This is a genomic window from Bradyrhizobium sp. SZCCHNR1002, from assembly GCF_032381435.1.
Lineage (GTDB): Bacteria > Pseudomonadota > Alphaproteobacteria > Rhizobiales > Xanthobacteraceae > Bradyrhizobium > Bradyrhizobium aeschynomenes.
Window position 1 is genome coordinate 221,429 of record NZ_JAUHIS010000007.1, and the last position, 24,154, is coordinate 245,582.

Annotated in this window: 20 protein-coding genes; 16 read left to right on the forward strand and 4 right to left on the reverse strand. The window is 65.4% G+C overall.

The genetic code is table 11. The features are described 5' to 3' along the window. Positions 1-62: 62 nt before the first annotated feature. Positions 63-959, reverse strand: a complete 897-nt coding sequence (locus QX108_RS28450) for an IclR family transcriptional regulator (protein WP_172183469.1) — start codon at positions 957-959, stop codon at positions 63-65. Between the two features lie 212 nt (positions 960-1,171). Here QX108_RS28450 and QX108_RS28455 point away from each other — a divergent pair, with 212 nt between their 5' ends. The 14 genes from QX108_RS28455 to QX108_RS28520 all read left to right on the forward strand — a co-directional run bounded on the left by QX108_RS28455 (position 1,172) and on the right by QX108_RS28520 (position 17,753). Next, on the forward strand, positions 1,172-3,265 hold the full coding sequence (locus QX108_RS28455; RefSeq protein ID WP_315783841.1) for a 3-hydroxyacyl-CoA dehydrogenase NAD-binding domain-containing protein: 2,094 nt from the start codon (positions 1,172-1,174) through the stop codon (positions 3,263-3,265). A 148-nt stretch (positions 3,266-3,413) separates the two neighbouring features. Beyond that, a complete protein-coding gene (gene pimA / locus QX108_RS28460) occupies positions 3,414-5,078 on the forward strand; it encodes a dicarboxylate--CoA ligase PimA (protein ID WP_315783843.1) in 1,665 nt (554 codons plus the stop codon). Between the two features lie 19 nt (positions 5,079-5,097). After that, positions 5,098-6,285 (forward strand): acetyl-CoA C-acyltransferase, encoded by a 1,188-nt coding sequence (locus QX108_RS28465; RefSeq protein ID WP_315722135.1) that lies wholly within the window; start codon positions 5,098-5,100, stop codon positions 6,283-6,285. 230 nt (positions 6,286-6,515) lie between these two features. After that, the gene (gene pimC / locus QX108_RS28470) at positions 6,516-7,706 is read left to right on the forward strand and encodes a pimeloyl-CoA dehydrogenase large subunit (protein ID WP_315783845.1); all 1,191 of its coding nucleotides are present in this window, start codon (positions 6,516-6,518) and stop codon (positions 7,704-7,706) included. A 186-nt stretch (positions 7,707-7,892) separates the two neighbouring features. After that, on the forward strand, positions 7,893-9,035 hold the full coding sequence (pimD, locus tag QX108_RS28475; RefSeq protein ID WP_315783847.1) for a pimeloyl-CoA dehydrogenase small subunit: 1,143 nt from the start codon (positions 7,893-7,895) through the stop codon (positions 9,033-9,035). A gap of 205 nt (positions 9,036-9,240) precedes the next feature. Continuing rightward, positions 9,241-10,014 (forward strand): SDR family oxidoreductase, encoded by a 774-nt coding sequence (locus QX108_RS28480; RefSeq protein ID WP_315783849.1) that lies wholly within the window; start codon positions 9,241-9,243, stop codon positions 10,012-10,014. A gap of 363 nt (positions 10,015-10,377) precedes the next feature. Continuing rightward, positions 10,378-11,682, forward strand: a complete 1,305-nt coding sequence (locus QX108_RS28485; protein ID WP_315783851.1) for an IS4 family transposase — start codon at positions 10,378-10,380, stop codon at positions 11,680-11,682. A gap of 107 nt (positions 11,683-11,789) precedes the next feature. Beyond that, positions 11,790-13,292 (forward strand): glycerol kinase GlpK, encoded by a 1,503-nt coding sequence (glpK, locus tag QX108_RS28490; RefSeq protein ID WP_315783853.1) that lies wholly within the window; start codon positions 11,790-11,792, stop codon positions 13,290-13,292. A 67-nt stretch (positions 13,293-13,359) separates the two neighbouring features. After that, a complete protein-coding gene (locus QX108_RS28495) occupies positions 13,360-13,842 on the forward strand; it encodes a hypothetical protein (protein ID WP_315783855.1) in 483 nt (160 codons plus the stop codon). Positions 13,843-13,941: 99 nt separating this feature from the next. Continuing rightward, the gene (locus tag QX108_RS28500; RefSeq protein WP_315783857.1) at positions 13,942-14,535 is read left to right on the forward strand and encodes a GNAT family N-acetyltransferase; all 594 of its coding nucleotides are present in this window, start codon (positions 13,942-13,944) and stop codon (positions 14,533-14,535) included. Positions 14,536-14,595: 60 nt separating this feature from the next. Then, the gene (locus QX108_RS28505; protein WP_315783859.1) at positions 14,596-15,228 is read left to right on the forward strand and encodes a glutathione S-transferase family protein; all 633 of its coding nucleotides are present in this window, start codon (positions 14,596-14,598) and stop codon (positions 15,226-15,228) included. 121 nt (positions 15,229-15,349) lie between these two features. Beyond that, entirely contained in the window at positions 15,350-16,039 is a 690-nt protein-coding gene (locus QX108_RS28510) for a substrate-binding domain-containing protein (RefSeq protein WP_315783861.1), read from the forward strand. Positions 16,040-16,150: 111 nt separating this feature from the next. Further along, positions 16,151-17,383: an MFS transporter gene (locus QX108_RS28515; RefSeq protein WP_315783863.1), complete on the forward strand. Its 1,233-nt coding sequence runs from the start codon at positions 16,151-16,153 to the stop codon at positions 17,381-17,383. A 127-nt stretch (positions 17,384-17,510) separates the two neighbouring features. Further along, positions 17,511-17,753, forward strand: a complete 243-nt coding sequence (locus QX108_RS28520) for a hypothetical protein (RefSeq protein ID WP_315783865.1) — start codon at positions 17,511-17,513, stop codon at positions 17,751-17,753. Positions 17,754-18,058: 305 nt separating this feature from the next. Here QX108_RS28520 and QX108_RS28525 read toward each other — a convergent pair whose 3' ends face one another. Beyond that, positions 18,059-18,301, reverse strand: a complete 243-nt coding sequence (locus tag QX108_RS28525) for a hypothetical protein (protein ID WP_315722126.1) — start codon at positions 18,299-18,301, stop codon at positions 18,059-18,061. 433 nt (positions 18,302-18,734) lie between these two features. Between QX108_RS28525 and QX108_RS28530 the strand changes: the two genes are divergently transcribed. Then, entirely contained in the window at positions 18,735-19,382 is a 648-nt protein-coding gene (locus QX108_RS28530; protein WP_315783867.1) for a hypothetical protein, read from the forward strand. A 26-nt stretch (positions 19,383-19,408) separates the two neighbouring features. Here QX108_RS28530 and QX108_RS28535 read toward each other — a convergent pair whose 3' ends face one another. Then, positions 19,409-19,645 carry a hypothetical protein gene (locus QX108_RS28535; protein ID WP_315783869.1) on the reverse strand — a complete coding sequence of 79 codons (237 nt, stop codon included), beginning with the start codon at positions 19,643-19,645 and terminating at the stop codon, positions 19,409-19,411. 140 nt (positions 19,646-19,785) lie between these two features. Then, positions 19,786-20,013, reverse strand: coding sequence for a hypothetical protein (locus tag QX108_RS28540; protein WP_315783870.1), 228 nt, complete (start codon positions 20,011-20,013; stop codon positions 19,786-19,788). A 946-nt stretch (positions 20,014-20,959) separates the two neighbouring features. Between QX108_RS28540 and QX108_RS28545 the strand changes: the two genes are divergently transcribed. Further along, positions 20,960-24,130 carry a DEAD/DEAH box helicase gene (locus QX108_RS28545; RefSeq protein WP_409998564.1) on the forward strand — a complete coding sequence of 1,057 codons (3,171 nt, stop codon included), beginning with the start codon at positions 20,960-20,962 and terminating at the stop codon, positions 24,128-24,130. The last annotated feature ends 24 nt before the right edge of the window (positions 24,131-24,154 follow it).

A 24,154-nucleotide genomic window follows, 5' to 3' on the forward strand; every position in this document is an offset into this window, starting at 1 on the left:
TCTCGCCCCTCCCGAAATCATTCAGGGACGGACGCGGCGCCAGCCGACCGCGATGATGCAGGCTATCTGATACCCTCGGCAACACGGGCAACTTTTCCTCCTGGCTTCGGCTTTTTATTGGGTTCTTTGTGAGACGATTGGCTCGTCTGAGTATTCGTCTGATTAGTTTGCGGCGCGAGTCCGCCAAGCGCTGCTTCGATTTTCCTTACCATCGCGACGAGACGAGGTCCAATGTCGGTCAGCAGACGCTCTTCCGTGAAGCGGAATGCAGGCGCGCCGCAATTGATCGCGTAGGGACCTGTTCCATCGTTGAGCCTGAGCGCAACGCCGACAGCGTGGACGTCGTCCTGCCACTCGCCGGCCGAGATCGTGAAGCCGTGCCTGGCGACGGTTTCACCGGCGCGCTCGATGCCGTCGCGAATCCTGGGCCAGCGGTTGCCGTAATGCTCGCGCATCTCGCGCATCAGGACCGTGCGTTCCTCCTCGGGCAGCGCCCAGAGGTATGCCCGGCCCATCGCGGTGGTCGCAATCGGAATGCGCGAGCCGACATCGAGCTCGACATTGACCACGCCGTGCCGGCTCTGGCCGATATAGATCATGCTGAGCCGGTCGCGGCCGCCGATCGCCACCGCGCCGCCGGTTTCGCGCATCAGCTGCTCGCGGAACGGCTCCGACAGCTGGCGCACGCCGAGATTGGCGAGCGCGGCATAGCCGAGCAGCAGCGCGGACGGTGCGAGCTGATATTTCTCGAAGCGGGGAACGGGGGTGAGGTAGCCGAGCTTGGTCAGTGTGTATGTCAGGCGCGACACGGTCGGCTTGGGCAGGTTGGTGCGCGCGGCGATCTCCTGGTTGCCCAGCAGGCCGTCATTGGGCCTGAAAGCCCTGAGCACTTCGAGGCCGCGCGACAACGCAACGACGAAGTTGCGATCGGTCGCAGCTTTCTTCCCTGGGCGTTTCATGTCATCGGCTGTTGATTGATGAGCCTCGTTGACAACGCTCGTGCTTCAAAATAACCCTGGCTGTCAAGATGTGGAATTAGATTTCGCACTGCGGAATTGACGTTCGGCAGCGGGTAGACGCAAGCAAGGCTGATACTCTGCGCAAATGAAGAGCGAAGAATGGGCCGGGGCGTTAACCGGCCGCAAAGAAACGACATCCCAAGGAGCCTAGCGTGAGCGAAGTGGCAAAGCTTGATCGCCAAGACATTATCGGCATCGTCACCATCGACAGTCCGCCGGTCAATGCGCTGAGTGCCGCAGTCCGTGGCGGCATCCTGGACAACGTCAAGGCGGCGATCGACGACCCCGCAATCAAGGCGATCGTGCTGACCTGCGGCGGGCGGACCTTCATCGCCGGTGCCGATATCACCGAGTTCGGCAAGCCGCCGAAGCCGCCGGCGCTCAACGACGTGCTGAGCACGATCGAGAACAGCCCCAAGCCGGTGATCGCGGCGATCCATGGTACCGCGCTCGGTGGTGGCCTCGAAGTGGCGCTGGCCTGTCATTACCGTGTCGCCACCAAGGACTCGAAGCTCGGCCTGCCCGAGGTCAAGCTCGGCCTGCTGCCGGGCGCCGGCGGCACGCAGCGCCTGCCGCGTGCGGTCGGTCCGGAGCTCGCGGTCAAGATGATCGTCGGCGGCGACCCGATCGGCGCTGCGGAGGCGCTCAAGTCGGGACTGATCGAGGAGATCGTCGAGGGGCCGGCGTCCGGCGGTGTCGATTTTGCGCGCAAGGTGGTGGCGGAGAACCGTCCGCTGCGCAAGCTGCGGGATGACGATTCGAAGATCGCCGCCGCCAAGGCCGATCGCTCGATCTTCACCAATGCTGTGGCCGCGATCACCAAGAAGTCGCGCGGACTCGAGGCGCCGTTCGCGGCGGCTGATGCGGTCGGCTACGCGGTCGATCTGCCGTTCGACGAAGGCCTCAAGCGCGAGCGCGAAGGATTCCTCAAGCTCGTCGCCAGCGACCAGTCGAAGGCGCAGCGCTATGCGTTCTTCGCCGAGCGCGAGGCGGCGAAGATTGCCGGCGTGCCCGAGGGCACCAAGGGCCGCAAGGTTGAGCGTGTCGCCATCATCGGCGCCGGCACCATGGGCGGCGGCATCGCGATGTCGTTCGCCAATGCCGGCATCCCGGTCACGCTGATCGAGACCGCCGAGGAGCAGCTCAAGCGCGGCATGGGCATCATGCAGAAGAACTGGGAGGCCACTGCTGCGCGCGGCGGCATCCCGGCGGATGCGCCGGCCAAGCGCATGGCCCTGATCGACGGCAAGGTCGGCCTGGAGAACGTCAAGGACGCCGACCTCGTGATCGAGGCCGTGTTCGAGACCATGGCGGTGAAGAAGGAAGTGTTCGGCAAGCTCGATCAGTACGCCAAGCCGGGCGCGGTGCTGGCCTCCAACACCTCTTATCTGAACATCGACTCCATCGCCGCCGAGACCAGCCGTCCGCAGGACGTGCTCGGCATGCACTTCTTCTCGCCGGCCAACGTCATGAAGCTGTGCGAGATCGTGCGCGCCGACAAGACCGCGCCGGACGCGCTCGTCACGGCGGTGTCGATCGCGCGCAAGATCGCCAAGGTGCCGGCCGTGGTCGGCGTCTGCGACGGCTTCGTCGGCAACCGCATGCTGGCGCAGCGCGGCAAGCAGGCCGAGAAGCTGCTGTTCGAAGGCGCGCTGCCGCAGCAGGTCGACGCCGTCGTCACCAAGTTCGGCATGCCGATGGGCCCGTTCGCGATGGGCGACCTCGCCGGCCTCGACATCGGCTGGCGCTCGCGCAAGGACCGCGGCATCAAGAGCGAGATCGCGGATGCGCTGTGCGAGGCCGGCCGCTTCGGCCAGAAGACCGGCAAGGGCTACTACAAATACGAGGCCGGCTCGCGCGCGCCGTTGCCGGATCCGGATGTCGAGAAGCTGATCGACGAGACGCTCGCCAAGCTCGGCCTCAAGCGCCGCGCCGTCAGCGACGAGGAGATTCTCGAGCGCATGATGTATCCGATGATCAACGAGGGCGCGAAGATCCTCGCCGAGGGCATCGCAGCGCGGCCGTCCGACATCGACGTGGTCTGGCTGTATGGCTATGGCTGGCCGATCTATCGCGGTGGCCCGATGTACTGGGCCGACAGCGTCGGCCTGAAGCACATCGCCGAGCGGCTGGCGTTCTACGCGAAGGAGACCAACGACCCGTCGCTGGAGCCGGCCCCGCTGCTGAAGCAGCTCGCGGATGAAGGCAAGACCTTCGCTTCGCTGGCGCAAGGGAAGGCCGCTTGAAGCGGCCTGCTCTCTCCACATGGTCATTCCGGGGCGCGCGGAGCGCGAGCCCGGAATCCATAACCACGACCGGGAGTATGGATTCCGGGCCTGCGCCTTGCGGCGCATCCCGGAATGACAGCATCATTTGAGGTAAGCAGGTCGGCGCATGACCCATCCCGGCGAACAGTTCTATCCCGAAGGCGTCCGCTGGGACGCGCCGATCGCGCGCGGCACCTTGCCGGATCTGCTGGCGAAGTCCGTGAGCGACTTCGGCGATCGCCATGCGCTGGAATTCCGTGATCGTCCGATCAGCTTCAATCAGCTCGCCGGCCACGTTGACCAGGCCGCCGCCGCGTTCCTGCGCGCCGGTTTCGGCAAGGGGTCCTCGATCGCGCTGTTCCTCGGCAACTCGCCGGACCATCCGATCAATTTCTTCGGCGCGCTCAAGGCCGGCGCCCGTGTCGTGCATCTGTCGCCGCTCGACGGCGAGATCGCGCTGTCGCACAAGCTCAGCGACTCCGGCGCGCGCATCCTGGTGACGTCGAACCTGTCGGCGCTGCTGCCGATGGCGCTGAAGTTTTTGGCGAAGGGGCTGCTCGACCGTCTGATCGTCTGCGAGGATGATCATTGGGGCAAGGCCGGCACGCCACAGACGGCGCTGCCGGATCATCCGGCGGTGATCACGCATCGCGCCTTCGTCGAAGGCGCCGTGCCCCCCGCAGCGTGGCCTGCAATTTCGCCCGACGACATCGCGCTCCTGCAATACACCGGCGGCACCACCGGCCTCCCCAAGGGCGCGATGCTGACGCACGGCAATCTCACCTCCGCCGTCTCGATCATCGAGATCTGGAGCCGCGCCACGCGGACCCAGCATGACGGCGGCGACCGCGTCATCTGCGTGCTGCCGCTGTTCCACATCTACGCACTGACCGTCGTGCTGCTGACCGCGCTGCGCATCGGCAGCCTGGTCTCGCTGCATCAGCGCTTCGATCTCGAGGCCGTGATGCGCGACATCGAGGTCAAGCGCGCGACCTATTTCCCGGGCGTGCCGACGATGTGGATCGCGATCGCCAACCTGCCCGATCTCGACAAGCGCGATCTGTCGTCGCTCACCAGCGTCGGCTCGGGCGGCGCGCCGCTGCCCGTCGAGGTCGCACGCATCCTGGAGCGCCGCGTCGGCATGAAGCTGAAGAGCGGCTGGGGCATGACCGAGACCTGCTCGCCCGGCACCAGCCATCCCAAGGAGGGACCGGAGAAGCCGGGCTCGATCGGTATCGCGCTGCCCGGCATCGAGATGGACGTGGTGTCGCTGGAAGATCCCTCGAGGGTGCTCGGCATCAACGAGGTCGGCGAGATCCGCGTCAAGGGACCGAACGTCACCAGGGGCTATTGGAACCGGCCCGAGGAATCGGCGCAATCCTTCGTCGGCGATCACTTCCTCACCGGCGACATCGGCTATGTCGATGCCGACGGCTTCTACTTCCTGGTCGATCGCAAGAAGGACATGATCATCTCCGGCGGCTTCAACGTCTATCCGCAGATGATCGAGCAGGCGATCTACACCCATCCGGCGGTGCAGGAGGTGATCGTGATCGGTATTCCCGACGCCTATCGTGGCGAGGCCGCGAAAGCCTTCATCAAGCTGCGCGACGGTTTCGCGCCGTTCCCGGTCGAGGAGCTCCGCACCTTCCTCACCGGCAAGCTCGGCAAGCACGAACTTCCGGCGGCGGTCGAGTTCGTCGACGAACTGCCGCGCACGCCGGTCGGTAAATTGTCGCGCCACGAATTGCGCCAGCAGCAATCATCCACATCTCACAGCCAACACCACTAACAACAACAGGAGGTCGCCCATGACCGATGCCGTCATCGTTTCCACCGCCCGTACGCCGATCGGCAAGGCCTATCGCGGCGCGCTCAACGCCACCGGCGGCGCCACGCTGCTCGGCCACGCCATCGGCGAGGCCGTCAAGCGCGCCAAGGTTGATCCGGCCGAGGTCGAGGACGTCGTGATGGGCGCGGCCCTGCAGCAGGGCTCGACCGGCGGCAACATCGCGCGCAAGGCGCTCCTTCGCGCCGGCCTGCCGGTGTCGGTCGGCGGCACCACCATCGACCGCCAGTGCGCCTCGGGCCTGCAGGCGATCGCGCTCGCGGCGCGTTCGGTGATCTTTGACGGCGTCGAGATCGCGGTCGGCGGCGGCGGCGAGTCGATCTCGCTGGTCCAGAACGACAAGATGAACGCGTTCCAGGCGACGGACCCGGCGCTGCTCGAGATCAAGGGCGACGTCTACATGCCGATGATCGACACCGCCGAAATCGTCGCCAAGCGCTACGGCATCTCGCGCGAGCGCCAGGACGAATATGCGCTGGAAAGCCAGCGCCGGACCGCTGCCGCGCAGCAGGGCGGCAAGTTCAACGATGAGCTGGCGCCGATCTCGACCAAGATGGCCGTCACCGACAAGGCGACCGGCAACATCTCGTTCAAGGACATCACCCTGTCGCAGGACGAGGGTCCGCGTCCCGAGACGACGGCCGAAGGTCTTGCCGGCCTCAAGGCCGTGCGCGGCGACGGCTTCTCGATCACCGCCGGCAATGCCAGCCAGTTGTCAGACGGCGCCTCGGCCTGCGTGATCATGAGCGACGCCACCGCCGCCAAGCGCGGCCTGCAGCCGCTCGGCATCTTCCGCGGCTTCGTCGCGCATGGCTGCGAGCCGGACGAGATGGGCATCGGCCCGGTCTTTGCCGTGCCGCGTCTGCTCAAGCGCCATGGCCTCACGGTCGACGACATCGGCCTGTGGGAGCTCAACGAAGCGTTTGCGGTGCAGGTGCTGTACTGCCGCGACAAGCTGGGCATCGACCCCGACAAGATCAACGTCAATGGCGGCGCGATCTCGGTCGGCCATCCCTACGGCATGTCGGGCGCGCGCCTCACCGGCCACGCGCTGATCGAAGGCCGCCGCCGCAAGGCCAAGTACGCCGTCGTCACCATGTGCGTCGGCGGCGGCATGGGCGCCGCCGGCCTGTTCGAGGTGTTGCAGTAATACTTGAAATGCCGCGCGAACCTCGCGCGGCATTTCAAACAGGTGTCGTCCCGGACAAGCCCGCAAGCGCAACGCGCTTGCGGGCGCAGATCCGGGACCCATACCGCGTGATGTCGCTTGAGGCACGGTGGCAGATGCCTGTGCTCCCAACGACAGCCGGTGGTTATGGGTCCCGGCGTTCGCCGGGACGACGACGAAACGAACGATCGAGATACTAACGGGAGGATCCAATGGATCTTGCATTCACGAAGGAAGAGCAGGCGTTCCGCGAGGAGGTCCGGCAGTTCTTCAGGGACAACGTGCCCGCGGAGACGCGCCGGAAGATGATCGAGGGCCGGCATCTGTCGAAGGACGAGATGGTGACCTGGTGGCGCATACTCAACAAGAAGGGCTGGGGCGTCTCGCATTGGCCGACGGAATATGGCGGCACCGGCTGGACCTCGGTGCAGCACTACATCTTCAACGAGGAGCTGCAGGCCTATCCGGCGCCGCAGCCGCTCGCCTTCGGCGTCAGCATGGTCGGCCCGGTCATCTACACCTTCGGCAATGAGGAGCAGAAGAAGAAGTACCTGCCGCGCATCGCCAATGTCGACGATTGGTGGTGCCAGGGCTTCTCCGAGCCGGGTTCGGGCTCCGACCTCGCCTCGCTGAAGACCAAGGCCGAGCGCCGCGGCGACAAGTGGATCATCAACGGCCAGAAGACCTGGACCACCTTGGCCCAGCACGCCGACATGATCTTCTGCCTGTGCCGCACCGATCCCTCCGCCAAGAAGCAGATGGGCATCTCCTTCATCGTCTTCAGCATGAAGTCGAAGGGCGTCACGGTGCGGCCGATCCAGACCATCGACGGCGGCCACGAGGTCAACGAGGTGTTCTTCGACGACGTCGAGGTGCCCATCGAGAACCTGATCGGCGAGGAGAACAAGGGCTGGGACTACGCGAAATTCCTGCTCGGCAATGAGCGCACCGGCATCGCCCGCGTCGGCGTCTCCAAGGAGCGCATCCGCCGCATCAAGGAGCTCGCCGCCAAGATCGAGGCGGGCGGCCGCCCGGTGCTGGAAGACCCGTCGTTCCGCGAGAAGCTCACCGCCTGCGAGGTCGAGCTGAAGGCGCTGGAGCTGACGCAGCTGCGCGTCGTCGCCGACGAGGGCAAGCACGGCAAGGGCAAGCCCAACCCGGCCTCCTCGGTGCTGAAGATCAAGGGCTCCGAGATCCAGCAGACCACCACCGAGCTGCTGATGGAGGTGATCGGCCCGTTCGCCGCGCCCTACGACGTCCATGGCGACGACGACAGCAACGAGACCATGGATTGGACCGCCCAGATCGCGCCGAGCTACTTCAACAACCGCAAGGTCTCGATCTACGGCGGCTCCAACGAGATCCAGCGCAACATCATCGCCAAGGCGGTGCTGGGGCTCTGAGCCGAGGTGGTTCGACACACACAACTGTCGTCCCCCGCGGAGGCGGGGGACCCAGTACGCCGCGGCAGCTGTGATTGATCATAGATGCCGGTGATTACTGGATCCCCGCCTTCGCGGGGATGACAGCGGAATGATTGGCGACATTTGGGGCGGTATCACCGCACGCGTTTCGAGAGAGCAACTCACATGGATTTTGATCTCACCGAGGAGCAGCGTCTCCTCAAGGACAGCATCGACGGCCTGCTGGCGGATGCCTATGATTTCGACAAGCGCAAGCTGTACATGAAGGAGAAGGGCGGCTGGAGCCAGGCGATCTGGTCCAAGCTCGCCGAGCAGGGCCTGCTCGGTCTGCCGTTCTCGGAGGAGGACGGCGGCTTCGGCGCCGGCGGCGTCGAGACCATGATCGTGATGGAGGCGATGGGCCGCGCACTGGTGCTCGAGCCGTATCTCGCGACTGTGGTGCTGTCGGGCGGCTTCCTTCGCCATGGCGGCTCGGCGGCGCAGAAGACGGCGCATCTGCCGGGGATCATCGACGGCAGCAAGACGTTCGCGTTCGCCCAGCTCGAGAAGCAGTCGCGCTACGACCTGTTCGATGTCGCCACCTCCGCCAAGAAGAAGGGCGACGGCTGGGTCATCGACGGTGAGAAGTTCGTCGTGCTCAACGGCGAGAACGCCGACACCTTGATCGTGACCGCGCGCACCTCCGGCGGCCAGCGCGACAAGTCGGGCATCGGCGTGTTCATCGTGCCGGCCGACGCCAAGGGCGTCACCCGCAAGGGCTATCCGACTCAGGACGGCCTGCATGCCGCCGACATCACCTTCACCGGTGTCGAGGTCGGTGCTGACGCCGTCATCGGCGATCCGGCCAACGCCCTGCCGCTGATCGAGCGCGTCGTCGACGAGGCCCGCATCGCGCTGTGCGCCGAAGCCGTCGGCCTGATGGACGAGTCGCTCAAGACCACGGTCGAGTACATCAAGACGCGCAAGCAGTTCGGCGTCGCGATCGGCTCGTTCCAGTCGCTGCAGCACCGCGCGTCCGACATGTTCGTGGCGCTGGAGCAGGCCCGCTCGATGTCGATGTTCGCCACGATGGCCGCCGAGTTCGACGATGCCAAGGAGCGCGCCACCTCGATCGCGGCGGCCAAGGTGCAGATCGGCAAGTCGGCCAAGTTCGTCGGCCAGCAGGCGATCCAGCTCCACGGCGGCATCGGCATGACCATGGAGGCCAAGATCGGCCACTACTTCAAGCGCCTCACCATGATCGAGAGCACCTTCGGCGATACCGACTACCACATGCGCCGCGTCAGCGAGGCCGGCGGCTTGATCTGACCACACGACGTCATTCCGGGGCACGCGCGCAAGCGCGTGAACCCGGAATCTCGAAGTGATGAAGACGACTGTCATGCCCCGCGAAAGCGGGGCATCCAGTATTCCAGAGACGTCGCGTTGATCGCAGCCGCCGCGGCGTACTGGATCGCCCGGTCAAGCCGGGCGATGACGGCGGAGTGTGAGGACATGACGGAGGAGACAGAACATGACCCCCAACCCCTTCAACCTCGCCGGCCAGGTCGCTGTCGTCACCGGCTCCAGCCGCGGCATCGGCCGGGCGTCGGCGGAGCTGCTGGCGCAGCTCGGCGCCAAGGTCGTGATCTCCAGCCGCAAGGCGGACGCCTGCGAGGAGGTCGCGAGCGGCATCCGCGCCCATGGCGGCGACGCGCATGTCATCCCCTGCAACATCTCGCGCAGGCCTGAGGTCGACGCGCTGATCGACGGCGCCGTCAAGCATTACGGCCAGGTCGACATCCTCGTCTGCAACGCCGCGGTCAACCCGTATTACGGCCCGTTGCTCGACATCACCGACGAGGCCTTCGACAAGATCATGGCCTCCAACGTGAAGAGCAACCTCTGGCTCTGCGCCAAGGCGATTCCGCCCATGGCTGCGCGAGGGAAGGGCTCGGTCATCATCGTCTCCTCGATCGGCGGCCTGCGCGGCTCGACCGTGATCGGCGCCTACGGCATCTCCAAGGCGGCCGACTTTTCGCTGTGCCGCAGCCTCGCCGGCGAATGGGGTCCGCAAGGCGTGCGCGTCAATTGCGTTGCGCCGGGCCTGGTCAAGACCGATTTCGCCCGCGCGCTGTGGGAGGACGAAGCTCGCCTCAAGCAGCGCTGCGCGACGACACCGCTCCGCCGGATCGGCGAGCCGCACGAGATCGCCGGCGCCGTGGCCTACCTGGCCTCGGATGCGTCAACCTTCATGACGGGCCAGACCATCGTGGTGGATGGCGGCGTGACGACGGCAGCGGTGTAGCCTCTCGTGCCTAAGCGGCGGCGCTGATGTGGTGTTCACCCTCCCCTGGAGGGGGAGGGTCGCCTCGCGCCGAGCGAAGCGAGACGTGAGGCGGGGTGGGGTGATCTCTCCACAAGCACCTGCGCTTGCGGCTTCACCCCACCCCGTCTCGCATTCCGCTGCGCTTCATGCGACCCGACCCTCCCCCTCCAGGGGCTAATTTCAGCACAGATCTTTTGGCGCTTTTTCAAGTATTTAGACTTGAAGCGAGGGAATCGACTGTGATTCTTTTTCTGCCGTCGCGATTCGCGCAAGCAAGCGGTGGCAGAAAATGAGTCTCGGATATTTTGGCGACGCGCGCCTTAAAAAAACGGCGCGCGCCTGTTGCAGCGCGTCTCCGATCGGCAGACGATCTGTCTGCGTCAGCTCGGCGACACGCGAGCGGAGCAGGTCGCGTTTCGACGCTTTGTGAGCAACGATCGGGTCACGGTCTCGAAGATGGTGGTGCACCAGAGGACACGGGTGGCCAAGGCATGCGCCGGCCGCCACGTGCTGGTGATCCAGGACACCAGCGAGATCAACTACGAGAGCCAACGAGGCCGCAAGCGTGGCCTCGGCACCGTCGGCAACGGCCGCGATGTCGGGCTGTTCGTGCATCCGATGCTGGCCGTTGATGCCGAACGCGGATATTGCCTGGGCCTGCTCGACGTCCAGGTCTGGCGACGCACGAAGGCCAAGAGCAAGAACTATCGTCGCCAACCGATCGAGGAGAAGGAGTCCATACGCTGGCTCAAGGGTCCCCAGCGTGCCAAGGCAGCGCTAGGGCAAGCCGCCATGGTCACGGTGATCGATGACCGCGAAGGCGACATCTATGAGAAGTGGGACCGTCTGCCGGACCGGCGGACGCACCTTCTGACCCGTGCGTCGCGTGACCGCGCGGTGGTGGGCGGTGGGACGCTGCTCGCGGCCATGGAGCAGCTTCCCCACATGCACAGCTACCAACTCGATCTGCCGGCACGGCAAGGCAAGCGCCAAGCGCGGCAGGCCAACCTGATCATGCGGTTCGGGCGGATCCGGATCCGCCGTCCCGGATCCTGTTCCGACCCAGACGCCCAGGCGGAGATCGAGCTGTCCGCCATCGAGGTGATCGAACAGAACCCGCCGGACGGCGAGGCGCCGGTTCATTGGCGCCTGCTGACGACCCATGCGGTCGACACGGTCGCCCAGGCCATGACGGTGATCGGCTGGTATCGGCAACGCTGGCACATCGAGCAATTGTTCCGGACCGTGAAGACCCAGGGCCTGGGAATCGAAGAGAGCGTCGTCGAGGATGGCGACGTGCTGGAAAAGCTCGTCGTCATCGCCTTGATCGGCGCAACGATCAGCATGCAATTGGTGCTCGCGAGGGCTTCCCCCCATCACGACCAGCCAGCCAGTCACGTCTTCGACGACAGACAGATCGAGGTCCTCACCGCGCTACAGGCCAAGCTTCAAGGCAAGACCGTCAAACAGCAGAACCCCTTTGCGCCCCAAAGCCTCGCCTGGGCGGCCTGGTCGATTGCGCGCCTCGGCGGATGGACCGGCTATGAAAGCGAGCGATCCACCGGGCCAATCACCATGTCCCGCGGACTGACCCGCTTCAACGCAATCACCGAAGGTTACTTCCTCGGAGATGTGTGCTCAGACTAGCCCTCCAGGGGAGGGTGAGCACCGCATGTGCGGCTCCACCTTGACCTCGTGCCCATGATCCGCTTGCTTGTCGGCCCAACGTCGTCAACTGCCCGGGAAGAAACCCCATGTCCTTCGTGCTGGCCATCGATCAGGGCACCACGTCCTCGCGCGCGATGGTGTTCCGCTCAGACATCTCGATCGCCGCCGTGGCGCAGCAGGAATTCCCGCAGCATTTCCCGGCGTCGGGCTGGGTCGAGCACGAGCCGGAGGACATCTGGACCTCGACCGTGATGACCTGCCGCGACGCGCTGGAGAAGGCGGGGCTGACGGCCAGGGACATCGCCGCGATCGGCATCACCAACCAGCGCGAGACCACCGTGGTGTGGGACCGCGCCACCGGCCAGGCCGTCCACCGCGCCATCGTCTGGCAGGACCGCCGCACCGCCGACATCTGCGCGCGACTTAAAGCAGAAGGCCACGAGCCGGCCGTCAGCGCCAGGACCGGCCTGATCATCGACCCCTATTTCTCCGGCACCAAGGTGGCCTGGATTCTCGACCACGTGCCGGGCGCGCGCGAGCGTGCCGAGCGCGGCGAGCTGCTGTTCGGCACCGTCGACTGTTACCTGCTGTGGCGGCTCACCGGCGGCAAGGTGCATGCGACCGACGCCACCAATGCCTCGCGCACGCTGCTGTTCAACATCCACGGCGGCGTGTGGGACGATGCGCTGCTCGAGCTGTTGCGCGTGCCGCGCTCGATGCTGCCCGAGGTCAAGGACTCCTCGGCCGATTTCGGCACCACCATGCCCGACCTGTTCGGCGGCCCGATCAAGGTCGCAGGCATCGCCGGCGACCAGCAGGCCGCGACCATCGGCCAGGCCTGCTTCACGCCGGGGATGATGAAGTCGACCTACGGCACCGGCTGCTTCGCGCTGCTCAACACCGGCGCCACCCCGGTGAAGTCGAACAACAAGCTGCTGACCACCATCGCCTATCAGTTGAACGGTGAGCGCACCTACGCGCTCGAAGGCTCGATCTTCGTGGCCGGCTCGGCGGTGCAGTGGCTGCGCGACGGCCTCGGCATCATCAGGCACGCCGCGGAGACCGGCCCGCTCGCCGACAAGTCCGACTCGATGCAGTCGGTCTATCTCGTGCCGGCCTTCGTCGGCCTCGGCGCGCCCTATTGGAATCCACGCGTGCGCGGCGCGCTGTTCGGCCTGACCCGCAACACCGGGCCCGCCGAGCTCGCGCATGCCACGCTCGAGAGCGTCTGCTACCAGACCTACGATCTGTGGGCGGCGATGCGCGCCGACTGGCCGGATGCGTCGGCGGCGACGATCGTGCTGCGCGTCGACGGCGGCATGACGGCGTCGGACTGGACCATGCAGCGCCTCGCCGACCTGCTCGACGCGCCGGTCGACCGTCCGATGATCCAGGAAACGACGGCGTTAGGGGCCGCCTATCTCGCCGGCCTCCACGCCGGCGTGTATCCCGAGCCGGAAAAATTCGCCGACAACTGGCGGCTCGAGCACCGCTTCAAGCCGGCGATGAGCGCCGCGACCCGCCAGCGCAAGCTCGCCGGCTGGGCCCGCGCCGTGAAGGGCGTGCTGGCGAGCGACGAAGGCGAGTAGGGGCGTCAAGAAACCATGCTGTGATGCGCGGGCTTGTATCGGCGTCACCGGCTGGATGGAGGTCTCGATGCCGCGTCCCGTTCTCTCATCCTTTCACATGCTCGTTGTCCTGGCCGGATTTCTTCTCCCCACCGCGCCGTCGCGCGGTGAGGAGAAAATGCTGCTTGGGCCAAGGCAGTTCGAAGTCGACAAGAGTGGCGACGGCGCAGTCTTATGCGTCTGGTCAATTTATCTTTCTGTCCAGGCCCAAACGGCGATGTGTGAACTGCCTCGGCGATCGACCGACGATGCAATCGACGAGGCGGTCGTCGCCATAGACGAATTCATCCTGGCGAACTCCTCCTTGAAGCCGACACGAGCGATGCTGGACGAGTTCAAGCGCCGCGCTGCTTCGGCGGATATCGCGCAGGGGCAGCGACGAGGACTCCAAATTCACTGCCGAAGTTCTGATCTTGAGCGCTTCCGCAGCATTGCTCCCGAGCAGCTCCGGGCCTCGGTGAAGAAGCTCCTCGCGAACCCGCGCGAGCCGGTCATGAACCCCTGTCTTTGACGGAAAGTTCTGACATTCTCAGAATCGGCACACCTCACGCTCCTCCACCGCACTTCCGGCAAGCGCACGTGCGGAAGCCACAAACAGATGGGACTCCTCATGACCATTCCGGCCGGCACTTTCGACGTCCCGCCCGGCAAGATCGCCGCCGTCGTCACCTCGCTCGAGATGCTGGCGGCGCCGGTGTTGCCGCCCGACCCGGTCGGCGACTGGACCATTCGCCGGGTCGCGCAGCCCGATCTGGATTGGTACCGCGACCTCTACACCCGCGTCGGCGGTGAATGGCTGTGGTCGCAGCGCCTGCGGATGAAGGACGCCGAGCTTGCGGCAAGCATTCGCCCCGATGGCGTCGAGATCGCCACGCTCGCCCATGACGGCGGCGACGAGGCCCTGCTGGAGCTCGACTTCCGCAGGAAGAACGAGTGCGAGCTGGTGCTGTTCGGCGTCACCGCGAAGCTGATCGGCACCGGCGCCGGCCGGCTGCTGATGAACCACGCGCTGCGCCGCGCCTGGGCGCGGCCGCTCGGCCGGTTGTGGGTTCACACCTGCAGCTTCGACCATCCGCGCGCGCTGGCGTTCTACCAGCGCTCCGGCTTTCGCCCCTATCGGCGCCAGGTCGAGATCGCTCCCGACCCGCGGCTCGACGGCATCCTGCCGCGCGATGTCGCCGCGCATGTGCCGCTGATCGACTGAACTTGCCGGCTGACAACGCATCCGATTGACGCTTCAATGCAGCGCATCGGAGGATTCCCCATGTTCCTGATCGGCCAATACGACTCGCCCTTCGTCCGCCGCACGGCGATCGCGCTGAAGCTCTACGGCATTCCGTTCGAGCACAGGCCGTGGTCGACCTTCGGCGACGCCGACAAGATCGCGCCGTATAATCCGCTGCTGCGCGTCCCGGTGCTGGTGCGCGACGACGGCGAGGCGCTGATCGATTCAGCGGCGATTCTCGATCATCTCGACGAGACCGTGGGCCCCGACCGCGCCATGCTCGCGCGCGGCGGCGCGCTGCGCCGCAAGCAGCTGCATACGATCGCGCTCGCCACCGGACTGGGCGACAAGGCCGTCAGCCTGATCTACGAGCGCGTGCTGCGCAAGGACCGCCTGGCGCTGTGGGTCGCGCGCTGCGAGGCCCAGATCTCCGGCGTGCTGGCGATGCTCGAGGCCGAGCGCGCTGCCGTTGCGACGGATTATTGGCATGGCGATCAGATCGGCCACGCCGACATCGCCGTCGCCTGCGTGCTGCGCTTCACGCGCGAAGCCCATCCGCAGCTGTTCGACGCGGCACGCCATCCGGCGCTCGCCGCCCACGCTGCCCGCTGCGAGGCGCTGCCGCCGTTCCAGGAGATCGTCCAGCCGCTGGTCCCGCCGAGCGGCGATTGAGGCGTCCGATGGCAGCAGTCGGCCGGTCGCTCGGGCTTGCCTCGCCGGGCGGCTTACCCTATCGGCTAGAGAGCCGGGGCATGCCCCGCATCCTCGCGTGACCTGTCCAACGGAGCCCACCATGAGCGTGACCGCCGCCGGCATTTCCTCGATGGCCACCCGGCAGATCCTCGCCGAGCTCGCGGCCGCCTATGAGGAGGCGACGGGCGAGGTGATCACGATCGAATCCGTCGGCGGCGTCGACGCCGCCAAGCGCATCCGCGCCGGTGAGGCCTTCGACTTCGTGGTGCTGGCGTCGGACGCGCTGCAGAAGCTCGAAGCCGACGGGCATCTCGTCTCCGGCAGCATCATCGAGATCGCGGAATCGCCGATGGCGATGGCGGTGCGCGCGGGCGCGGCAAAACCCGATCCGCTCGATGAGGCGGCCGTGCGCAAGGCCATGGAGAACGCCAAGGCGATCGGCATCTCCACCGGGCCGAGCGGCACCCATGTGCAGAAGCTCGCCCGCGACTGGGGCCTGGAAGGCGAGGGGGCCTCGCGCCTGGTTCAGGCCAAGCCCGGCATTCCCGTCGCAAAGCTGCTCGCCGACGGCGAGGTCGATGTCGGCTTCCAGCAGCTCAGCGAAATGCTTGGCGCGCCCGGCATCGAGATCGTCGGCCTGCTGCCCGAGGCGCTGCAGCCGGGCACCGTGTTCGCCGCGGCGCTGTGCAAGGCCGGCGCCCACGCCGAGGCCGCGCGCGCCTTCATCGAATATCTCGTCTCCGAGGAGACCGCCGAGACGAAGCGCCAGCACGGCATGATTCCGGTGTGAGCCGGCGCCGCTGCGGCGGAGTTCCGCAAGCCCTGCTGAAAAACATTCCGGCATCTGTCGTCCCGGCGACCGGCGGCGCGTCTTCCAGATGAAATCTGCAGGAGACGCAAGATGAGCACGTCGTACTATCGCTGGGTGATCGTGGCGGCCGGGGGCGTGCTCGGCTGCGTCGCCGTCGGCGGCCTGTTCTCGCTGCCGGTGTTCCTCAAGCCGATGGCCGCCGCGACCGGCTGGTCCGTCGCCGGCATTTCCAGTGCGCTGACGATCGGCTTCCTGGCGATGGCCTGCACCAGCATGGCCTGGGGCACGCTGTCCGACCGCATCGGCCCGCGTCCCGTGCTGCTGATCGGCTCGACCCTGCTCGCCGTCAGTCTGCTGCTGGCAAGCCTGACATCGTCGCTGCTGGCGTTTCAGCTGCTGTTCGGCCTGATCGCAGGCGTCGCGACGGCGGCGATCTTCCCGCCGATCATGGCGACCGTCACCGGCTGGTTCGACACCCATCGCAGCCTTGCGGTCTCGCTGGTGTCGGCCGGCATGGGCGTGGCGCCGATGACGATGTCGCCGCTCGCGGCCTGGCTCGTCTCCAGCTATGACTGGCGCACCGCGATGCAGTGCATCGCCGCCGTCGTGGCCGTGATCATGATCCCCACGTCGCTGCTGGTGGGCCGTCCGCCCGTGTCGGCGCCCGGCGGCGCCCTCGCGCCGGGTTCCGCCGACGCGCCGCCCGAGATGACGCGATCAGCCGCGCTGCGCTCGCCGCAGTTCCTGATCCTGCTCGCCACCAATTTCTTCTGCTGCGCCACCCATTCCGGCCCGATTATCCACACCGTGAGCTATGCCGTCACCTGCGGCATCCCGCTGATGGCGGCGGTGACGATCTACAGCATCGAGGGGCTCGCCGGGCTCGGCGGCCGCATCGCCTTCGGCCTGCTCGGCGACCGGTTCGGGCCTAAGCGCGTGCTGGTGCTCGGCCTGCTTGCCCAGGCGTTCGGCGCGCTGGCCTATGTGGTGGTGCGCGACCTCGCCGCGTTCTATGCCGTCGCGGCGACGTTCGGCTTCCTCTATGCCGGCACCATGCCGCTCTACGCCGCCATCGCGCGCGACAACTTCCCGTTGGGCATCATGGGCACCGTGATCGGCGGCACGGCGATGGCCGGCAGCCTGGGCATGGCGACAGGGCCCCTGGCCGGCGGCCTGATCTACGACAGCTTCGCCAGCTACACTTGGCTCTACGTCGGCTCCTGGGTGATGGGCCTCGGCGCCGTCCTGATGATGATGACGTTCAGGCCGTTCCCCAGGCCCGCGCCGCAGCAGGCCGCCGCGCCGGTGCAAGCGCCGGCCTGACGCCGCTGCATCGCACCTTCACGCACGCGGTCGACATCGGACAACAACGCTTGATCCGCCCGCTGGAACGGTGATGTCCCGGCCGGGTTGGCCAAGCGTGCAGTTCAACCCGATGGAGACCCTTTCCATGAAGACAACGCAACTCGCCATTGCCGCCTTCGTTGCCGTCAGCCTCGCCGCCGTGCCGCTCGCCGCGCAAGCCAAGAATTCCAAGAAGCACAACGCCGCGACGCCCACGACCTCGTCGCAGACCACCGGCAGCAACATGCAGACCACCGGCAGCAGCATGAAGTCCGGCCGCGACTCCACCTCGTCGAGCCAGGGCAATGTCGGCCCCGGCACCAACCAGGCGGGGAGCATGGGGAAGTAAGACTCGTCAGCTGGTCTCACGAAGCGTCGGAAAGCTCCGTGCACGGGGCTTCCGACGTTCGTCACCCATCCGCAGCGTCCCGCGCACCGTCTGCATCACACCCACGTCATTCCGGGGCAAGGCCGCAGGCCTTGAGCCCGGAATCTCCACGTTGTCTTGCCAATTCCCGCAATCTCAAATCTGCGCGTGACCTCAAGTCTGCCCTGCGCGCGACGCTGGTGCAGCACTTGTCAGCCGATGGTGGCGCAAAGCCGGCGCGTCCCGCCAGCGCTCCGACCTGCATCCCTCCACCGTCAGAATGGCTACTACTTCGAAGCCTCCTTGAGCTTATGCTCCAGATGCCCGGTGCCGTGATCCCGGCGCAACTGGCTGAGCGAGGTTTCGTTCAGCTGATGCAGCACGTCGCTGAGCTTGGTCGCATCCGGATAGCCGGCCGCGAACGATTTCCCGTAGATCTTGCGCAACGTGCCAACCAGCGTATTGCCGTGCTTCCTGCTGATCTCGCCATCCTTGTCCCGGTGGCGGCCGTCGAGTCCCGGTTCCTTCATGCGTCCCTCCCCTGAAGCGACTTGCGCGCTTGGGGAGGAGCCTGCGCTGAATTCGTCCGTTTGGCAACGCTGCAGCGCCGGCGACACGAGCGCGTGACACTGCTGTACCGCCCCCCTCAAGTGAGACACAGACTAGTGGTGACAGCGCGCGAATAGCTCATGGGCAAAAAGGCGAGCTTCAGGGGAGTGTCATGCACTGTCACCGCAGTCCTCGTGCGGTTGGAGGGGCCGACGCCGTGTAGCAACAGCTCACGTCGAGGTATCGAGGATGGCAGGCGGCGGTGCCGGCGCAGCCAGCCGAACGCGCGTTCACTTGAGATTGAGACAGCGATGCCGTAGCCTGTGGTCCCTGGACTCAGTGCGACGAGTGTGGCCAGATTTTAACGACCATTTTCGATAGGCGATTGCAGAGATGAGGTGGATCATACTCAGCTTGGCCGTTCCGCTGGTTGCAACGACGGCGCTAGCAGGGCCGACGCAGGCTGTGCGGAAATCGTCCTTCGACAAGGGGCTCAAGGTCATCTTAGCCAGCGTTGCGCCGCAAAAGTCCGAGGATGCGCTTAACTATGTCGTCACGGGCTATGCAGACATGGCCGCCAACAAGGCTATCGCCATTGAGTTGGTCAGCGGCAACACATGGATGGCGAGCTCGCATGAGGATGCTTCTCTTGCCGGAGACCGAACGCTTGAAGGATGTCAGCTACGCTATGCCAAGCCGTGTGCATTGATTGCGGTGAACGAGGACATCGCCGCCGACGGCTCGCTCGCTGCCGTTGATATGCCTCGTCTGTACGAGGACGGCAAATTCGACCCGACAAAGATCCCGGTCATTCGCGCCGTGACCCGTCGCCGCATCGACGTGCAGAACTACGATCACATGATGGAGCCCAAGGCGATTGCGATCCACCCTTGGGGCAAGGTGTTCATCGCGAACGCGACCGCAAACCTGCATGAAGCAGCCGACAAGGCGCTATCGATGTGTAACGGCGACACCGACCGACGCGGCCGCGACGGTGGCTGTTTCCTATATGCCATGAACGACAAGGTCATCATTTCACAACGGCTGATGAGCGCGCCCTAGCGGTGATGCTGGTTAGAGCGTTGCATTCAGCGGCCCGCGCCAAAGGATTTGAGCTGGAAGTCGGCCTCGCTTCGAATGCCGTGTTCAAAAAAATCCGTGTGCCAATGCAACCGCTTGCGCTCGAATGGCTGAAGGCCTTGGTTGTCGTCGGATTCATGTTCGGAGTTCTGTTCTCTCTGGTAAGAGAGCTGTTCCGACGGCTCGTATTCAGCACCGTGCTGTTTCTGCTTACTTACTAGACCTTGGTCAGCGCCTTGGGACATGCGGGGCTGGGATCATAAACTCGCCGGTTGTGGAACCTTCGGTGTCCTCCTCGGCTGCTTGGTGCGACCTGGCGTCGAGCGAATCGTTCGTAGATTCCGTCAATGAGGCGCGCCGACGACCTGAGACGTCAAGCGCAGCGTCATCGATCGAAACGGCGGAAGACGGCCTGGACCTCGTCATCAGTTGCGAACTGGCCGCGTTGGGCTTGAGTCAGTCCTTCGAGGACTGACGACACATGGGCCGGGTCGATTGCCTCTGGTTCGTCCTCATGACCTGCGAGGCTGAGCATCGCGCGGGCGATCTTGTCCTGGTCGCTCGGCGGCAGGCGGCGGGTGGCTTCGACAGCTTTGTCCAAGAGCTTGGTCATGGAGCCATGAAATGCGAGGTGTTCGTCGAAGCGGAGCGAGCTTTGGGGCCAACGGCGCCAGCGGAGACATTCTCCGAAAGGCGATTTTCACTGCCGTCCCAATTGCTTGCTACGTTTCAAGACCTCACCGCGAAAATATTCACCTTCCATTTTTCAGAAATCGATGATCTACTCCCCCCATCCCGCCTCGTGCAGAGGGCGTACGCGTCGTCACGATACGTGAGGTGGGCTGCGGTGGACGTGGATGCTGCGCCAGACGAGCGCATGCGTCGCGGACGGCGAAGTCGTGTGGTCCCGGCCTCCCGATGCTGAGGTCAAGCCTGCGGTCGATGCGCAAGCGTCGCGCGGGCGATGGGGGCAAGAAAGCCCGGTCCCCAAGGAGAGCACGAAGGACACCGTTAAAACCAGCGCGCAGGGAGGGCCGGGTCGTCCGGCTGGACCTGTGGTACCTGCCGCCTGCATTTTTTTACGCAGGCGGGCCACGGGCCTCAGTCGAGGTCCGGCTCTCCCTGCGCCTCTCATCTTTCGAGGCGCGCGACGGATGCATTCCTCGGGCTGACGAAGCCGCGAGAATGCGCGCGCATGACTGGAGCCGCGCGCGTCCAGTCAGCTCGAAAGTGCTCGTCTGACGTGATCCAGATCGTCAGGATGGTTCTAGACGCTCGGCCGGGGAGTGGACACCACGTGATATGCGATGATGCCGGCAGGTGACATGTCCAAAGTCGAGTTGGAAATGACGATGCAAATTGAAATCCTGGGGTGCCCTTGCGCGTCCGAATCCGCTAATCGTCGGCAGATGCGCCGGACCTTCCTCCCGGTGACCTCAATCACACGCGAGCCGATATCTTTGCCCTCCGTTCTTCGTACGTCCTGCAGCTCGGCGCAGCGCACAACGACTTCACCAAAGCAATCCGCCGCTCCAAAGAAGCCGGCCCCGCGCAAGAAGATGTCGGGCGCGCTCAAGAAGACGGAGGCCGCGAGGCCTCCAGTGTCCTCCGCATCGCCTCTGGGACTCTTGGCGCTGCACCTCGTGGCAGAGTGGCAAGGGGCAGGTCGAAGCGGCCTCGTGTTTCTGGCCAAGAACGAGCGCAGAGCCGAGCGGCTGGCGTCCGTGATTCAGGATATCGAGCCGGCGTGTGACGCGCTGGTCTATCCACGACTGAACACCTTGCCATTCGATCTGCTCGAGCCGTCGCGTGACATCGCGGGCAGGCGAACGTCCGTATTGAGGAGGCTTGCGTGTGCAAAGACGCCGATCCTGCTGATCACGACCGTGGAGGCGTTAATGGAGCGCCTTCCACTGCCGGCCGACTGGCCGCGAATTGGCTTGCTGATGCGGGTCGGCGACGCCTACTCCGAACAGCAGCTTGAGGCGCGCTTTGGTGCGCTCGGATATGACCTGGACGACAGCCCAGACTATCCCGGCGGTGTGCTGTTCCACGGAAGAACGTTCGAGATTTTTCCTGCCGGTGCCCGCGGCCCGGTCAGGGTCGAGCATTCCGGAGGCAGGATACGGCGGATTGCCGTCTTCAATCCGTTGAATCAGGAGGTGATCTCCGAGCTCAAGGAGCTTCAGATCGATCCGATGTCCGAGCGGCTGGCGTTCAAGGCACGAGCTCGGAACAAGGCCAGCCTGTTCGAGTATTGCAGGCGAGCCAGGTGGATCGCCGATGCCGAGGTGCTCAAGCACGCGGATACTTGGCTGAGCACGATCGAGGACGCGGCTCCTCGCGCGGAGCGTGATCGTGCGTATGTGAGCCGCCGCGAATGGGTCCAGGCGGCGAAGAAGATCGCTGTGTTGCCGCCGGCCGCGCCATACCGGGCAACGCCGGAGTTTTTCAAGGAAGCCGCTCCCCGAAAGACCCTTCGAGCATTCATCGACGAAGTCCAGCGTGGCGGCGCGCGCGTGGTGTTTGCTGCTGCCGTCGAAGCGGATCTGCACCTGATGGCGCGGATGAGCGGGGTCAAAGCCGAACGCGCCGCTGATTGGGCACAGGCCACCGCGAGGGGCAGGCGAGAAGCCGCATTGCTGGCTGGCTTTGACGCCGGCTTCGTCGTTCCAGGGCGCAAGCCGATCGTCGTCATCACCGCGTTCGACGTTCTCGGCAGCAGGGCCCATCAGCTGCAGCCCGCGAATTGGGCCTGGACACCTGGCTTCGAAGCCGTGGACCTGCCGGAGCTTGGATCGGTGGTCGTTCATCTGCAACGTGGATTGGCCCGGCTCGGCGGATTGCGATCTATGGGCAGCGCCGGAGTCTCTGCCCGCGAGATGGTTCGGCTGGTTTTCGCCGGGAACGATGCCGTTCTCGTGCCTCTGGCGGAGCTGGCCTTGATCTGGCCGTACGCGGCTGAGCTCGGGGACACTTCTCTGGACAAGGCTGATGGAACGACATGGCGGCCGCGGAGGGCGGCTGCCGAGACCGAGATTCATGTCGTCGCCAAGGAGCTCGCGAAGCAGCGCAGTCAGCGCCGGCGGCGGCCGGCACCGAAGCTGGTGCCGCGGCCGGCGAGCTACGAGAAATTCGTCGCGCGCTTTCCGTATTTCACCACGCCCGATCAGGCCAATGCCATCCGCGACGTTCTGGACGATCTTGCCTCGGGGCACCCGATGGACCGGATTGTCTGCGGTGACGTCGGCTTCGGCAAGACCGAGGTCGCGTTGCGCGCCGCCGTCGCCACGGTCCTCGCTGGAAGGCAGGTCGCCATTGTCGTCCCAACGACCGTGTTGGCGCGGCAGCATGTCGAGACGTTCCGCAAGCGGTTTGCTGCGCTCGGCATCGAGGTCGGCAATCTCTCGCGGATCGCCTCGACCGCCGAGGCGCGCAAGGTGCGAGAAGACTTGAAGAGCGGGGAGCTCAAGGTCGTCGTCGGAACGCTTTCGCTGGCATCGAAGGAGGTCAAGTTTGCTGATCTGGGGCTCGTGATCATCGACGAAGAGCAGCATTTCGGGGCGGCAGATAAAGCCATGCTGTCGAGCCTCAACAAGAACGGTCACCGGCTCTGGATGAGTGCGACCCCCATTCCGCGCACGCTGGCGGCCGGCTTGACCGGCTTGCGGGATCTCAGCGTCATTGCAACGCCTCCGGTTCATCGTGTGCCGGTCGTGACCAAAGTTGCGCCCCTGTCGGATATTGCGATCGCGGCTGCCCTGGTCCGCGAGCATCGACGCAACGGTCAGAGCTTCGTGGTCTGCCCGAGGATTCAGGATCTGGATCCCATGCTCACGCGCATCCACACGCTGGCGCCCGAACTGCGGATCATGTCGCTTCACGGCAAGCTGTCTGCCGACGAGATCGACGAAAGGCTGATGGCTTTCGTCGAAGGCCAGGCGGACGTCTTGCTCGCGACCAACATCGTGGAAAGCGGACTCGACATCCCGCGCGCCAACACCATCGTGGTGTGCTGGCCGGAAAGATTTGGCCTTGCACAATTGCATCAGCTGCGCGGCCGGGTCGGGCGCGGCGGCATCCGTGCATTTGCGCATTTCTTGACCGAGGGCAGCTCCGGCCGGTCGGAACAGCGCCTGTCTGTTCTGGAGGAGCTGAACCGCCCCGGCGCCGGCTTTGCGATCAGCGCCCGCGATCTCGATCTCCGCGGTGGTGGAGACATGCTCTCGGATCGTCAGTCCGGTCATGTGCAGGTGTTTGGCCCGACTCTCTACGGCCATCTTCTGACCCTGGCTCTCGAGGGCGACCGAGACGGGATGTCCGCTCTTTGGATTCCTGAGCTGAACCTGCCGCTCGCGGAGCTTCTTCCCTCGGACTATATTCAGTCTGAGGCCGTCAGGCTTGAGATCTACGCTCGCGTCGCTCGGTGCCGCAGTGACGATCAGCTGGAGGAGCTGGAGGACGAAACGCAGCGCCGCTTCGGCACGCTACCGCTGGCGGCCAGCAACTTTTTCGCAATTGCCAAGCTCAGGATCAGTTGCAGAGAGCGCGGCATCATGCGTCTCGACGTGGGGCCGGACGCGATTGCGGCCATGCTGCTGCCGGGACGGATCCGGAGGTCGTGCTCACATCTCCTGCAACGCAATGGCAATCGGGTCATCTATGCCGGGAGGAGCAGCGAGCCTGCCTTGGAAAGAATTGAACAGTTTCTGGACCTCTTGGACGAATAGCGGGCGGCACTTCGGTCGATTGCT

Coding starts and splice junctions, on each gene's coding strand:
- QX108_RS28540 (WP_315783870.1), bottom strand. CDS start 20,013: ATGACCAAGCTCTTGGACAAAGCTGTCGAAGCCACCCGCCGCCTGCCG.
- QX108_RS28505 (WP_315783859.1), top strand. CDS start 14,596: ATGTTCCTGATCGGCCAATACGACTCGCCCTTCGTCCGCCGCACGGCG.
- pimD (WP_315783847.1), top strand. CDS start 7,893: ATGGATTTTGATCTCACCGAGGAGCAGCGTCTCCTCAAGGACAGCATC.
- QX108_RS28480 (WP_315783849.1), top strand. CDS start 9,241: ATGACCCCCAACCCCTTCAACCTCGCCGGCCAGGTCGCTGTCGTCACC.
- QX108_RS28535 (WP_315783869.1), bottom strand. CDS start 19,645: ATGTCCCAAGGCGCTGACCAAGGTCTAGTAAGTAAGCAGAAACAGCAC.
- pimC (WP_315783845.1), top strand. CDS start 6,516: ATGGATCTTGCATTCACGAAGGAAGAGCAGGCGTTCCGCGAGGAGGTC.
- QX108_RS28465 (WP_315722135.1), top strand. CDS start 5,098: ATGACCGATGCCGTCATCGTTTCCACCGCCCGTACGCCGATCGGCAAG.
- QX108_RS28500 (WP_315783857.1), top strand. CDS start 13,942: ATGACCATTCCGGCCGGCACTTTCGACGTCCCGCCCGGCAAGATCGCC.
- pimA (WP_315783843.1), top strand. CDS start 3,414: ATGACCCATCCCGGCGAACAGTTCTATCCCGAAGGCGTCCGCTGGGAC.
- QX108_RS28525 (WP_315722126.1), bottom strand. CDS start 18,301: ATGAAGGAACCGGGACTCGACGGCCGCCACCGGGACAAGGATGGCGAG.
- QX108_RS28450 (WP_172183469.1), bottom strand. CDS start 959: ATGAAACGCCCAGGGAAGAAAGCTGCGACCGATCGCAACTTCGTCGTT.
- QX108_RS28515 (WP_315783863.1), top strand. CDS start 16,151: ATGAGCACGTCGTACTATCGCTGGGTGATCGTGGCGGCCGGGGGCGTG.
- QX108_RS28510 (WP_315783861.1), top strand. CDS start 15,350: ATGAGCGTGACCGCCGCCGGCATTTCCTCGATGGCCACCCGGCAGATC.
- QX108_RS28520 (WP_315783865.1), top strand. CDS start 17,511: ATGAAGACAACGCAACTCGCCATTGCCGCCTTCGTTGCCGTCAGCCTC.
- glpK (WP_315783853.1), top strand. CDS start 11,790: ATGTCCTTCGTGCTGGCCATCGATCAGGGCACCACGTCCTCGCGCGCG.
- QX108_RS28495 (WP_315783855.1), top strand. CDS start 13,360: ATGCCGCGTCCCGTTCTCTCATCCTTTCACATGCTCGTTGTCCTGGCC.
- QX108_RS28545 (WP_409998564.1), top strand. CDS start 20,960: ATGTCGGGCGCGCTCAAGAAGACGGAGGCCGCGAGGCCTCCAGTGTCC.